The 12,090-nt window shown below is 61.3% G+C and carries 11 protein-coding genes and 1 pseudogene; 9 read left to right on the plus strand and 3 right to left on the minus strand.

Annotated features, from left to right (window positions below; translation table 11 throughout):
- Nucleotides 1-12: 12 nt before the first annotated feature.
- The 4 genes from ACW9HW_RS17010 to rsd all read left to right on the plus strand — a co-directional run bounded on the left by ACW9HW_RS17010 (nt 13) and on the right by rsd (nt 3,894).
- Entirely contained in the window at nt 13-1,173 is a 1,161-nt protein-coding gene (locus ACW9HW_RS17010) for a uroporphyrinogen-III C-methyltransferase (protein ID WP_457400926.1), read from the plus strand.
- Nucleotides 1,170-2,408 (plus strand): heme biosynthesis HemY N-terminal domain-containing protein, encoded by a 1,239-nt coding sequence (locus ACW9HW_RS17015; RefSeq protein ID WP_457400928.1) that lies wholly within the window; start codon nt 1,170-1,172, stop codon nt 2,406-2,408. Before ACW9HW_RS17010 ends, ACW9HW_RS17015 begins: the two co-directional genes overlap by 4 nt.
- Nucleotides 2,409-2,706: 298 nt before the next feature.
- Nucleotides 2,707-3,258 (plus strand): disulfide bond formation protein B, encoded by a 552-nt coding sequence (locus ACW9HW_RS17020; protein ID WP_457400930.1) that lies wholly within the window; start codon nt 2,707-2,709, stop codon nt 3,256-3,258.
- A 177-nt stretch (nt 3,259-3,435) separates the two neighbouring features.
- The gene (rsd, locus tag ACW9HW_RS17025) at nt 3,436-3,894 is read left to right on the plus strand and encodes a sigma D regulator (protein WP_095196242.1); all 459 of its coding nucleotides are present in this window, start codon (nt 3,436-3,438) and stop codon (nt 3,892-3,894) included.
- A 60-nt stretch (nt 3,895-3,954) separates the two neighbouring features.
- Here the strand turns inward: rsd and ACW9HW_RS17030 are convergent, their stop codons facing one another.
- Nucleotides 3,955-4,620: an FKBP-type peptidyl-prolyl cis-trans isomerase gene (locus tag ACW9HW_RS17030; RefSeq protein ID WP_095196243.1), complete on the minus strand. Its 666-nt coding sequence runs from the start codon at nt 4,618-4,620 to the stop codon at nt 3,955-3,957.
- Between the two features lie 192 nt (nt 4,621-4,812).
- Here ACW9HW_RS17030 and ACW9HW_RS17035 point away from each other — a divergent pair, with 192 nt between their 5' ends.
- Complete coding sequence (locus ACW9HW_RS17035) at nt 4,813-5,988, plus strand: AlgP family protein (RefSeq protein ID WP_095196244.1); 1,176 nt, start codon at nt 4,813-4,815, stop codon at nt 5,986-5,988.
- Here the strand turns inward: ACW9HW_RS17035 and ACW9HW_RS17040 are convergent.
- Entirely contained in the window at nt 5,985-6,449 is a 465-nt protein-coding gene (locus tag ACW9HW_RS17040) for a TIGR02444 family protein (RefSeq protein ID WP_457400934.1), read from the minus strand. The two genes, ACW9HW_RS17035 and ACW9HW_RS17040, sit on opposite strands and share 4 nt — an antisense overlap.
- 50 nt (nt 6,450-6,499) lie before the next feature.
- On the opposite strand from ACW9HW_RS17040, the gene ACW9HW_RS17045 reads away from it, so the two are divergent.
- From ACW9HW_RS17045 to ACW9HW_RS17055, 3 genes are all read left to right on the plus strand, one after another.
- Nucleotides 6,500-8,410 (plus strand): ATP-binding cassette domain-containing protein, encoded by a 1,911-nt coding sequence (locus tag ACW9HW_RS17045; RefSeq protein WP_095196246.1) that lies wholly within the window; start codon nt 6,500-6,502, stop codon nt 8,408-8,410.
- Nucleotides 8,410-8,991, plus strand: a complete 582-nt coding sequence (locus ACW9HW_RS17050; protein WP_095196247.1) for a mechanosensitive ion channel family protein — start codon at nt 8,410-8,412, stop codon at nt 8,989-8,991. Before ACW9HW_RS17045 ends, ACW9HW_RS17050 begins: the two co-directional genes overlap by 1 nt.
- 209 nt (nt 8,992-9,200) lie before the next feature.
- Nucleotides 9,201-9,833 (plus strand): LysE family transporter, encoded by a 633-nt coding sequence (locus ACW9HW_RS17055; RefSeq protein WP_095196248.1) that lies wholly within the window; start codon nt 9,201-9,203, stop codon nt 9,831-9,833.
- 46 nt (nt 9,834-9,879) lie between these two features.
- On the opposite strand, the pseudogene ACW9HW_RS17060 reads toward ACW9HW_RS17055, so the two are convergent.
- A pseudogene (locus ACW9HW_RS17060) lies at nt 9,880-10,005 on the minus strand (integrase core domain-containing protein); the annotation flags it as partial.
- Between the two features lie 145 nt (nt 10,006-10,150).
- Between ACW9HW_RS17060 and ACW9HW_RS17065 the strand changes: the two are divergent.
- Nucleotides 10,151-12,046, plus strand: a complete 1,896-nt coding sequence (locus ACW9HW_RS17065) for an FTR1 family protein (protein WP_457400937.1) — start codon at nt 10,151-10,153, stop codon at nt 12,044-12,046.
- Nucleotides 12,047-12,090: the final 44 nt, after the last annotated feature.

Raw genomic sequence — 12,090 nt, forward strand, 5'->3', positions numbered from 1 at the left:
AAGGATGGATACGTGAGCGAAACAGCCTTGCCTAAAGATGACGTCCGGCCAGTGCTCGATGCACCAGTCGATGTTCCTGTTGATGAAGTGCCGCCGCCACGTGATGCCGTGCAGCGCCGAGGCAATGGGCTGGCAATCGTCGCGCTGCTGCTGGGTGCTGCCGGTGTCGCGGTAGGAGGTTGGGGTGTCTGGCAGGTGCGTCATCTGCAAGCGACCAATCAGCAGCACTTGAGCCAGGTGCAAGCGTTGAGCGACGAGGCGCAGAGCCTGAAACTGAATGAGGAGCGCCTGAGCGCGCGCCTGGAGCAATTGCCCGGCGCAGATGTGCTGGAGGAGCGCAGTCGTCTGGTGATTCAACTGCAGGGCGATCAGCAACGACTCAATCAGCGTCTGGAAACCGTCCTCGGGGCCAGTCGCAAGGACTGGCGCCTGGCTGAAGCCGAGCACTTGCTGCGTCTGGCCAGCCTGCGCCTGTCTGCGTTGCAGGACATCAGCAGTGCCCAGGCCCTGGTCCAGGGCGCCGACGAAATTCTTCGCGAACAAAATGACCCCGGTGCCTTCGCCGCGCGCGAACAGGTGGCGAAAACCCTGGTGGCCTTGCGCAGCACCGAACAGCCGGATCGCACCGGGCTGTTCCTGCGCCTGGGTGCGCTGCGTGATCAGGTGGTCGGTCTCACCGAGCTGGCCCCCGAGTACAAGGACCGTGGCGAATCCCTGCTGGGCCTGACCGCCGACGGCGACGGCGCCAGCCGCTGGGCGCAATGGTGGGATCAGATCTCGCGCTACATCCGTATCGATTTCAACGCCGATAAAAATGTCCGCCCGTTGCTCGCCGGACAGAGCCTGAGCCAAGTGCGTCTGGCACTGAGCCTGGCACTGGAGCAGGCGCAATGGGCCGCGCTCAATGGCCAGGCGGCGGTTTACAGCCAGGCGCTGGACGAGGCACGGGACGTGCTCAAGGGCAACTTCAACCCGGACAACCCGCAAAGCAAAGTGATGCTTGAACAGGTGGCCGAACTGAGCAAGCAGCCTGTCACCGTGGTGACTCCGGACCTGACCGGTACGCTGAGCGCCGTTCAAGGGTATCTGGAGCGACGCAATGTCAAAGCCGAAGACTCGATCAAACCGCTGGCCAAGCCTGCCGCGAACGCCTCGCAGGAGGCCACGCCATGAAGCGCCTGTATGTGATCGTGTTTCTGGCCATTGCCGCCGCGGCGGCGCTGGGGCTGGCGATTGCCGAGCATTCCGGTTACGTGTTGATTGCCTATAAAAGCTTCCGCTTCGAGTCGAGCCTGTGGGCGACGCTGGCGCTGGTCGCCGTACTCTGGCTGGTGTTCTGGGGCATCAAGGCGTTGATCGAGTTGGTGACGACGTCCGGCGGCGTGGTCAATCCATGGTCACGGCGCAACCGCAGTCGCCGGGTACAGGTGGCGATCGAACACGGTCAGCTGGACTTGGCCGAGGGTCGCTGGGCCAGTGCGCAGCGTCATTTGTATCGAGCTGCGGAAGCCGAGCGCCAGCCGCTGCTTTACTACCTCGGCGCTGCCCGTGCCGCGAACGAACAAGGGCATTACGAAGAGAGCGATAGCCTGCTGGAACGTGCGCTGGAGCGTCAGCCCCAGGCCGAGTTGGCGATCGCCCTGAACCACGCGCAATTGCAGACCGACCGTGGCGATACCGAAGGTGCCCTGGCGACTCTGCAAGCCATGCACGAGCGCCACCCTCGTAACGCACAAACGCTGCGCCAGTTGCAGCGCCTGCACCAGCAACGGGGCGACTGGTCGGCAGTGATTCGCCTCCTGCCGGAGCTGCGCAAGGACAAAGTCCTGCCGCCGGCTGAACTGGCCGAGCTGGAACGCCGTGCCTGGGGCAAGAATCTGTCTTTGGCGGCGCATCAGGAAGAGGGCGGGACCGTCGGTTTGCAGTCGCTCAATCGTGCCTGGGAGCAGCTGACTTCGGCCCAACGCCAGGAGCCGCAACTGGTGCTGGCCTATGCCGAGCAGCTGCGGCAACTGGGGGCGCAGGTCGAGGCCGAGGAGGTCTTGCGCATTGCGCTCAAGCGCAACTACGACAGTCACCTGGCGCGTCTCTATGGGCTGGTTCGTGGCAGTGATCCGGCTCGCCAGTTGCAGCTCGCTGAAAGCTGGCTCAAGGATCATCCCGCCGACCCGAGCTTGCTGCTGACGCTGGGGCGCCTGTGCCTGCAAAGCAGTCTGTGGGGCAAGGCCCGGGACTATCTGGAAAGCAGTCTGCGCGTGCAGCGCAATCCGGAAGCCTGTGCCGAACTGGCGCGGCTGCTGGCGCAAATGGGTGACACCGAGCGTAGTAATCAGCTGTTCCAGGAAGGGTTGGGACTGCTCGATGAGCGCTTGCTGGCGGCGCCGTTGCCGGTGCCCGTTAGCGCTTGATTGAGGCGAGCTTCAATGGCTGGAGAATGACCTTGTGGCGAAGGAGCTTGTCGGAACGCCGCACCGTCCCGCTGGGCTGCGAAGCGGCCCCCAATGCCACAACTGACGCATTTCAACGTCGGATTTTTTTACGTCTGATTGCGTCTTCAGCAGAATCCTACAAAGGACTACGCCTGATCCTCCATATGCTGTCGGGAATTCCCTACACCCCTGTTGAACTGTCCCTGTCAGCCCGTCTTGTAACGCCGACGCGCTTTCCTCTACCGTAGCCGTCGGTCCTTATTGCTACGGAAAAGCCATGTCTTTGGCCTGCACACGCTCCTTGTTCTTCACGGTTTTCGTTGCGGGCGCCCTGGTTCTGGGCGTGTCCTACTATCTGGAATATTCGGTCGGCCTCAAGCCTTGCGGTTTATGCCTGTTGCAGCGAATTTGTCTGGCGCTGCTGACAGGTGTCTGCTTGATGGCCGCCGTGCAGGGGCCTGGTCGTCTCGGCTCTGCGCTCTATTGGCTGCTCAGCCTGCTATGCAGTCTGGCAGGTACGGTCACGGCGTGGCGGCAAGTGCTCTTGCAAAGCGATCCGGTGCATCAGCTATCAACCTGTGCACCCAACCTGGTTGAGCTGTTCGCCAGTACGCCGTGGGTCTGTGTTGTGCAGCAGATATTCCAAGGCACCATCGATTGCGGGCAAATCTCCTGGACGCTGTTCGACCTGAGCATCCCGGAGTGGAGTTTGCTGTTCTTCGTTGCGATGTCGAGTCTGGGTATTTATCAGCTGTTGCGCCTTGTCTGGATCAACGTGCGCAGACCGCTCGGCGGCGACTCGTCGCCCCGGGTCCTGGCGGGTGATTAAACACTTGTATGAACTTTATCGCCTGCGTACCTTGAAGCCACCGTCGTGCGGGCATAATCTGGCCCGCACGTGTCATTGGATTTATGTTGCTCGATGACGCTCTGCCTGGGCGACTCCTGATCATCAGGAGTACGACGGATGTAGAGCAGCATGACCCACAAGGGAAGAGAGAACGCCATGCTCGAAAGTTGTCAGAATGCTCAGGAACGTTGGGGTGGAGTACATCTGCTGATCGATCGCTGGTTGCAGGAGCGTCGAGAACTGATCGGGGCCTATGACGCACTCGGCGCAAAGCCTGAGGCCCTGGGTGATAACCGCAAACCTCTGCTGGAGTTCTGCGGCGTGCTGGTGGATTACGTGTCTGCCGGCCACTTCGAAATCTATGAACAGCTGACGGGGGAGGCCAAGGCCTTCAACGACAAACGTGGTCTTGAACTCGCCGAGACCCTCTACCCGCGCATCGACGTCATCACCGAGAAACTCCTCGCGTTCAACGATCTATGCGATGAAGGAAAGTGTGTCGCGGAGAAGTTCAAGGAGCTTGGCGGCCTGTTGCACGAACGCTTCGAACTGGAAGACTGCCTGATCGAAGTGCTGCACACCGCTCACAAGGAAACCGATTCGGTCCAGGCCTGAATCGTTTACCGCAAGACCCCGAAACGGTGCGCCAAGGCGCGCCGTTTTTCATTTGCACGATCAGCTGGTGGCGCCGCGTAATTCGACTTCAAACACCAGTGGCGTGAACGGCGCGATCAGGTCGCCGGCACCGTCGGCGCCATAGGCTTGTGCCGATGGAATCACCAGGCGCCACTTGGCTCCGACCGGCATGTTTTGCAGCGCGCTGCGCCAGCCACTGATCACGCTATCGAGACTGAACCACTGTGGCTGATTGTTCTGGTCGAATACGGTGCCGTCGGGCAGGCGTCCGACATAAAGCACCTGCACCTTGCCGTTCGGTCCCGCCTTGGCGCCAGTCCCCGGTGCCAACTCTGTCAGCAGGATCCCGTCCTCCAGTTCACGAACACCGGGTCTGGCTTTTTCTCCGGCGAGAAAGCGTTGCTCGTTTTCCAGCGCGAGTTCGTTTTGCGGAGCCGGTGTTTGCATGGCAACCCGGGCTTCGTGCTCGGTCAGGATCTGTTCGATCTGCTCGTCTTTCAGGGCCAGGGGTTTGCCTTGATAAGCTTGCTGCAGACCTTCGACCAGCGCTTTGAGTTGAAGGTCGGGAACCTCCTGGCGCAAGCGTTCACCGAGGCTCGCACCCAGGCTGTAAGCGAGATCGTGAGCGTCATTTTCCTGGTTTTTTTCAGCAGCCTGGGCCGCGGAAAAAATCACGCACAGCGATAAAAAAAGGTAGCGCGACATGGGCACTCTCCGACCTGAGATGCGGGCGATTATGCCAGTGAGAATGCGTTCAACGGTGAACTGCTTTTGTTCAAGCGCCGAACATTTTCGATCCGTTGCAACGCAACGCTTTGGATACTGTCAAGATGCCCTAGCGGCGGTAGCAGCAGAGGTCTAGTATGAGCCGCACCCACGTCAGCCAGGAGGTAAACCATGTCGGCCACCAAGAAGCCTGTAAATACCCCGTTGCACTTACTCCAACAACTCTCGGGCAGCTTGCTCGAGCATCTGGAAACCGCTTGTTCCGAAGCCTTGGCTGATGCTGAAAAACTGCTCGCCAAACTGGAAAAGCAGCGCGGAAAAGCGCAGGAAAAATTGCACAAATCCCGCACCAAATTGCAGGACGCTGCAGCCGCCGGAAAAGCCAAGGCACAAGCCAAGGCCAAGGACGGAGTGAAGCAGCTCGAAGACCTGCTTGATGCCCTCAAGGAGCGTCAGTCGGACACTCGCGCCTACATCCTGCAACTCAAGCGCGACGCTCAAGAAAGCCTGAAACTGGCCCAGGGTGTCGGTCGTGTACAAGAGGCTGTCGGCAAGGCATTGTCCCTGCGTGCGGCCAAGCCTGCTGCGGCTCCTGCCAAGAAAGCCGCTGCCAAACCGGTTGCTGCAAAAGCTCCGGCCAAGTCTGCCGCCAAACCGGTTGCCAAAGCACCGGTGAAAGCCGCAGCAAAACCTGCGGCGAAAAAACCGGTTGCTGCCAGCGCTGCAAAACCAGCTGCCAGAACTGCCGCTGCCAAACCTGCCGCCAAGCCAGCTGCAGCTAAACCAGCTGCTGCAAAACCGGCTGCCAGAACTGCTGCTGCGAAACCAGCCGTGGCGAAAACCACCGCTGCCAAACCAGCTGCAAAGCCCGCTGCTAAAACTGCCGCTGCGAAACCTGCAGCCAAGCCAGCCGCAAAACCTGTCGCAGCTAAAACCGCTGCCAAGCCGGCTGCAAAAGCAGCCGCTAAACCGGCTGCGAAAACTGCTGCTAAACCGACTGCGAAAACCGCTGCTGCAAAACCTGCGGCTGCCAAGCCAGCCACTGCCGCAAGACCTGCCGCAGCGAAACCAGCCGCCAAGCCAGCCACTGCTGCAAAACCTGCTGCAGCGAAACCTGCAGCGAAACCTGCCGCTGCAAAACCGGCTGCAAAACCAGCCGCAAAACCTGCTGTGAAAAAACCGGCCGCTGCCGCCAAGCCGACCCCAGCGCCTGCTGCCAAGCCAGCGACGCCAGCGCCATCTGCTTCGGCTGCTCCTGCGCCAACAGCAACCACTTCGACAGCCACCACTGCGCCAACGCCAGTCGCGCCGTCGAACTCCGCCACCACCCCAACCAGCGCTTCCTAAGTGCCGGTCACCGCGACGCGCAGCTCATGCAGCGCGTCGCGGACCGCTGGGCTGGCGCCCACTGCCATACCTTCCAGCCAGGCCGATTGATCGGTCACTTCATGTTGCGGCCAATCCTGTGCCCCTCGCTCCAGTCGCAACAACAGATGCCGTTCGGCTTCAAGTTCCAAGGCCTTCACTTGTTCGCGCAGCGAGTTCAGCTCGGCATCGCTCGTTGCAGCGGTTTTCCATTGCGTGCGTAAAGCCCGTAACGGCTGCACGACATCGGCGTCCCAAGGCTCAATCAGGCTGCGAAGTTGCAGCAAGCGTTGATCATTGCAGGCGACTCCCCGCTGATCCAGCCATGCCCCGCACAGCAGCAGGCACACATTGACGCCCGCCGACTGCAAGTGCAGACACGACTGTTCGACACCCGGACGGGCGTAAAGGGTCAGGGAAAAGCTCCACAGGTCAGAGGACATAGTGCTACTCGCGCCAGTTGCGAGCGAAGCTGGTAGACTCCGCCGCCATTATGATTCGACTTCAGAACCTGACTTTACAGCGTGGCCCGCAACGTCTGCTAGAAGACGCCGAGCTGACCCTGCACGCCGGCCAGAAAGCCGGCCTTATCGGTGCCAACGGCGCCGGCAAATCGAGCCTGTTCGCCTTGCTTCGGGGTGAACTGCACCCTGATTCGGGCGATTGCTTCCTGCCGGCCGACTGGCGTATCGCCCACATGCGCCAGGAGGTCGACACCCTCGAACGCCTGGCGGTCGACTACGTGCTCGATGGCGACCTGCGCCTGCGACAGGTGCAACGCGACCTGGCGGCTGCCGAAGCGGCCCATGACGGTGCCGCACAGGCCCGTCTGCACTCGGAGCTCGACAGCGCCGATGGCTATACCGCTGACGCTCGTGCGCGCAAGCTGCTGGCCGGCCTGGGGTTCACCAACGAGCAGATGGATCGCCAGGTCGGGGATTTCTCCGGTGGCTGGCGGATGCGTCTGAACCTGGCGCAAGCCTTGATGTGTCCCTCCGACCTGCTGCTGCTCGATGAACCGACCAACCACTTGGACCTCGACGCCATCATCTGGCTCGAAGAATGGCTCAAGAGCTATCCCGGCACCTTGATGCTGATCTCCCACGACCGCGACTTCCTCGATGCCGTGGTCGATCACGTGGCTCACGTCGATCAGCGCAAGATCACCCTGTATCGCGGTGGCTACAGCGCTTTCGAGCGTGCCCGCGCCGAACGCCTGGCCCAGCAACAGCAGGCCTACGAGAAGCAGCAGGCGCAACGTGCGCACATGGAAAGCTACATCGCCCGCTTCAAGGCCCAGGCGACCAAGGCCCGTCAGGCCCAGAGCCGGATCAAGGCGCTGGAGCGGATGGAAGAGCTGACCGCGGCCCACGTCGACTCGCCGTTCGATTTCGTCTTCCGCGAATCGCAGAAAATTTCCAGCCCGCTGATTGACCTGTCCGACGCCCGCCTGGGCTACGGCGAGAAAACCGTGCTGGAGAAGGTCAAGCTGCAACTGACCCCCGGCGCGCGAATCGGTTTGCTCGGTCCCAACGGTGCCGGTAAATCGACCCTGATCAAGAACCTTGCGGGTGAGCTGGAGCCGCTGGCGGGCCGTTTGACCCGTGGCGAGAACACCGTGGTGGGCTACTTCGCCCAGCATCAGCTCGACTCCCTGGATGCCAAAGCCAGCCCGTTGCTGCACTTGCAGCGACTGGCGCCGACCGAGCGCGAACAGACCCTGCGCGACTTCCTCGGCGGTTTCGACTTCCGCGGTGCGCGGATCGACGAACCGGTGTTGAATTTCTCCGGTGGCGAGAAGGCGCGCCTGGCGCTGGCGTTGATCGCCTGGGACCGGCCGAACCTGTTGCTGCTCGACGAACCGACCAACCACCTGGACCTGGAAATGCGCCTGGCGCTGACCATGGCCTTGCAGGAGTTCAGCGGTGCGGTTCTGGTGGTCTCCCACGACCGTCACCTGCTCAAGAGCACCACCGATAACTTCTTTCTGGTGGCGGACGGCAAGGTCGAGGAGTTCGACGGCGACCTCGAAGACTACACCCGTTGGCTGGTGGACTACCGTCAGCGCAATGCGCCGGTCAGCAACACCCCGGTCAACCCGGACAAGACCGACAAGAAGGCCCAGCGCCAGGCCGCGGCTGCCTTGCGCCAGCAACTGGCCCCCCACAAGCGCGAAGCGGAAAAGCTTGAGGCCGAATTGGGCAAGCTGCACGAGAAGCTGGCGAAAATCGATGTCAGCCTCGGCGACAGCGATATCTACGAACCGGCGCGCAAGAACGAGTTGCGTGATCTGCTGGCCGAACAGGCCAGGTTGAAGGTGCGTGAGGCAGAACTGGAAGAGGCCTGGATGGAAGCCCTGGAACTGCTGGAAAGCATGCAGGCGGAGTTGGAGGCGCTGTCCTGATGGACGCCTTCAAGTTGCCGCTGCCGCCGATGTGGGCCGAGCCGATCTGGCTCGGCGTGCAAATCCTGCTGATTCTGCTGGCCGGTTACATTGCCCAGCGTTTTGTCGCCAAGTGCCTGACCCGACTGGGCGAGCGCTACCCGTTCCCGCCGCAATTGCTGATGCCCCTGCGCGGCGGTCTGCGCTGGCTGATCATGGGCAGCGCGCTGATTTTCGTGCTGGAGCGCCTCGGAGTGTCAGCCACGGTGCTCTGGACGGCATTGTCCGGGTTTGTCGCGGTCGCTGCGGTGGCGTTTTTCGCCATGTGGAGCGTGCTCTCCAATCTGCTCTGCGCGATCCTGATCTTTACCGTCGGCCCGTTCCGTCTCGGCGATGTGGTCGAACTGGTGGACACCACCGACAAGCCTGGCGTCAAAGGCCGGGTCGTGGCGATCAACCTGCTGTACACCACGCTGATCGAGGCCGAAGAGCTCGGGACCGGCAGCGCCATGGTGCAAGTGCCTAATAGCCTGTTCTTCCAGCGTTCGGTTCGGCGTTGGCGTGGAACTGATGTGTTTCCTTCGAGCGGGTTCGAAAAGTAAGCCTTCTGTCGTCTGGCACAACGCTTTCGCGAGCAGGCTCGCTCCCACCTTGGAATGCGTACTCCTGTGGAAGCGAGCCTGCTCGCGAAGAGACCCTCAAGCCGGCAACGCTGGTCGGCAACCGCAACATCCGGCAAAAAAATCGGTAGTCATCAGCCCAAAGCCGCATTAGCTTAGATGTCTGTCACGAGTCTGAGTCGAGGTGTGCGATGGAGCTTCAAACATGGCTGGCGTTCTTTGCCGCCTGTTGGGTGATCAGTTTGTCTCCTGGCGCCGGCGCCATTGCGTCGATGTCCAGCGGTCTGCAATACGGTTTCTGGCGTGGTTACTGGAACGCGTTGGGCCTGCAATTGGGCCTTGCAGTGCAAATTGCCATTGTCGGTGCCGGTGTGGGGGCGATTCTCACGGCGTCGGCCACAGCTTTCTATGCAATCAAATGGTTCGGTGTGGCGTACCTGGTCTATCTTGCGATCAAGCAATGGCGAGCGCTGCCCAGCGACATGAGCGATGACGCGGCCATCCGCCAGATCGGCAAGCCGATGGCCCTGGTGTTCCGGGGGTTTCTGGTCAATATCAGCAACCCCAAGGCGCTGGTCTTCATGCTCGCGGTGTTGCCGCAGTTCATCGACCCGCACGCGCCACTGCTGATCCAGTACGTGATCATTGGTGTGACCATGATCTTCGTCGATCTGATCGTCATGGCTGGCTACACTGGCCTGGCGTCCAAAGTGCTGCGCATGTTGCGCACGCCCAAACAGCAGAGACGCATGAACCGCACGTTTGCCGGGCTGTTCATTGGCGCGGCGGCGTTTATGGCGACGTTGCGCAAAGTTGCCGTGTAAAACCTTCAGTGTCTGATCCTGAAACAGGTTTACGCCTGTTTCACTCTCAAAACGCCCGATGCACCGCATCGGGCGTTTTGTATTTCAGCGACAGATGCGGTCGCTCGTTGTTATAGATCTGCACCGACTCGTCCACCATCCGGATGGCATCAAAATCCTTGGGACGATGCAGCGATACTCGTAATTCGATTTGATCCACTGGCGCTTTGGTGGTTCGCCTGGAAGGTGGGAGTGATACGCAATCCACAACAAAGCTTGAGTGAAAGTCATTGGGAGGGAACAATATGTTACTTCTTGTTTCCAATTGAGATCCATTCATGACTGCCCCGTCCCGTTTCCTGGCCTGGCTGATAGCGCCGGTGTTCGCCCTATGCAGTTTCAATCTGCTGGCCGACACGGTGGAAGGCGCTCCGCAAGCCCTGCATTTACTCGACTATATCGGCGCGGATTACCCGCAAGCTGTGCAAGCAGGCAAGGTCGTCAACGAGTCCGAATACCGCGAGCAACTGGAATTCGTCCAGGCGCTGCAAGGCATGGTGGCTGCCATGCCGGCCAATCCTGAGAAGGCCGGTCTGGAAAAGGGCATCAACACGCTGCGCAATGCGATCGCTGCGCGTCAGGATGGCGTAGATGTTGCCCGTCAGGCGCGGCAACTGGGTGCAAAACTGGCCGTGGCCTATGAAGTCAGCCAGGCGCCGATCATTACCCCGGACCCGACCCGAGGCGCACCGCTGTACGCACAGCACTGTTCAGTGTGTCACGGCGATGCCGGGGCGGGTGATGGCCCGGCGGGCGTCGGTCTGACACCGCCTCCGGCCAACCTGCGCGATCACGCGCGTCTGGATCACCTGAGCCTCTACGCGATCTACAACACCCTGGGCCTCGGAGTTGAAGGCACCGACATGCCAGCCTTCGCCGATCAGCTGGACGATCGCCAGCGTTGGGACCTGGCCACTTTCATCGCCAGCTTCAGCGCCGATCCGGCGAACGCCAGCAGCGACAAGCTCTACAACATTGCCGATCTGGCCCGTCAGACCCCGGCCGAAGTACAGGCCACCGATGGCCCACAAGGCGCGGCGACCTTCCGCGCGCAACGGGCGCAGCCGCCACAGGTCAAGCGTGGCCCGGCGCAGTTGCTCGACTACACAGCGGCGACCCTGGACAAGAGCGTCGCGGCCTATCGTTCCGGTGACCACGATCAGGCGTATGACTTGTCGGTGGCGGCGTACCTGGAAGGCTTCGAACTGGTCGAAAGCTCCCTGGATAACGTCGATGCCAACGTGCGCAAGGACACGGAAAAATCGCTGATGGCCTACCGTCAGTCGTTGCAGGATGGCTTGCCGCTGGAGCAGGTCGAGCAGCGTCTGGAGGCGGCCAAGGCTAAATTGAAGACGTCTGCCGGTCTATTGGGCAGCGACGGATTGAGCTGGTCCCTGAGCTACATTTCAGGGCTGCTGATTCTGTTGCGCGAAGGGCTGGAAGCGATTCTGGTGCTGGCGGCGATCCTCGCCTTCCTGCGTAACACCGGCCAGCAATCGGCGGTGCGCAGTGTCAACGTCGGTTGGGGGCTGGCGCTGTTGGCCGGCCTGGGAACCTGGGCGTTGGCGGCCTATGTGATCGATGTCAGTGGTTCACAGCGCGAATTGCTGGAAGGCGCGACGGCGTTGTTCGCCAGCGTCATGGTGCTGTGGCTGGGCGTGTGGATGCACGACCGTCGCCATGCCGCGGCCTGGCAGGATTACATCAAGAGCAGCCTGGTGGGCGGCGGTGGGCGTTTCGGCTTTGCGATCCTGGCGTTCTTCTCGGTGTATCGCGAGCTGTTCGAAGTGATTCTGTTCTACGAAACCCTGTGGTTGCAGGCGGGTCCTACGGGCCACGACGCAGTGCTGGCCGGCGGTGCGACGGCGCTGGTGCTGTTGGTGGGGTTGGCGTGGGTGATCCTGCGCGGCTCGGCGAAATTGCCGTTGACGTTGTTCTTCAGCATCAACGCCGGTCTCCTGTGCGCATTGTCGGTGGTGTTCGCCGGGCATGGCGTGAAGGCGCTGCAGGAAGCCGGGATCTTCGGAACGCGACCGGTGCCGTTCTTTGATTTCGACTGGCTGGGGATTCATGCGGATGCTTATTCGCTGAGTGCGCAGGCGGTGGCGATCCTTGCGATCATTGTGCTGTATGGCCGCAGTCGTGTGGCCGAGAAGCAGCGGGTTACGGCTTAACAGCATTCGCTTCGCCCACATTCGCGAGCAGGCTCGCTCCCACA

It is taken from the genome of Pseudomonas sp. SDO5532_S415 (assembly GCF_054071155.1).

Bases quoted from the DNA above. Each gene is read 5' to 3' on its own strand.
- ACW9HW_RS17040 (WP_457400934.1), bottom strand. From the start codon at position 6,449: ATGTCCTCTGACCTGTGGAGCTTTTCCCTGACCCTTTACGCCCGTCCG.
- ACW9HW_RS17020 (WP_457400930.1), top strand. From the start codon at position 2,707: ATGTCTTTGGCCTGCACACGCTCCTTGTTCTTCACGGTTTTCGTTGCG.
- ACW9HW_RS17045 (WP_095196246.1), top strand. From the start codon at position 6,500: ATGATTCGACTTCAGAACCTGACTTTACAGCGTGGCCCGCAACGTCTG.
- rsd (WP_095196242.1), top strand. From the start codon at position 3,436: ATGCTCGAAAGTTGTCAGAATGCTCAGGAACGTTGGGGTGGAGTACAT.
- ACW9HW_RS17055 (WP_095196248.1), top strand. From the start codon at position 9,201: ATGGAGCTTCAAACATGGCTGGCGTTCTTTGCCGCCTGTTGGGTGATC.
- ACW9HW_RS17065 (WP_457400937.1), top strand. From the start codon at position 10,151: ATGACTGCCCCGTCCCGTTTCCTGGCCTGGCTGATAGCGCCGGTGTTC.
- ACW9HW_RS17035 (WP_095196244.1), top strand. From the start codon at position 4,813: ATGTCGGCCACCAAGAAGCCTGTAAATACCCCGTTGCACTTACTCCAA.
- ACW9HW_RS17030 (WP_095196243.1), bottom strand. From the start codon at position 4,620: ATGTCGCGCTACCTTTTTTTATCGCTGTGCGTGATTTTTTCCGCGGCC.
- ACW9HW_RS17015 (WP_457400928.1), top strand. From the start codon at position 1,170: ATGAAGCGCCTGTATGTGATCGTGTTTCTGGCCATTGCCGCCGCGGCG.
- ACW9HW_RS17050 (WP_095196247.1), top strand. From the start codon at position 8,410: ATGGACGCCTTCAAGTTGCCGCTGCCGCCGATGTGGGCCGAGCCGATC.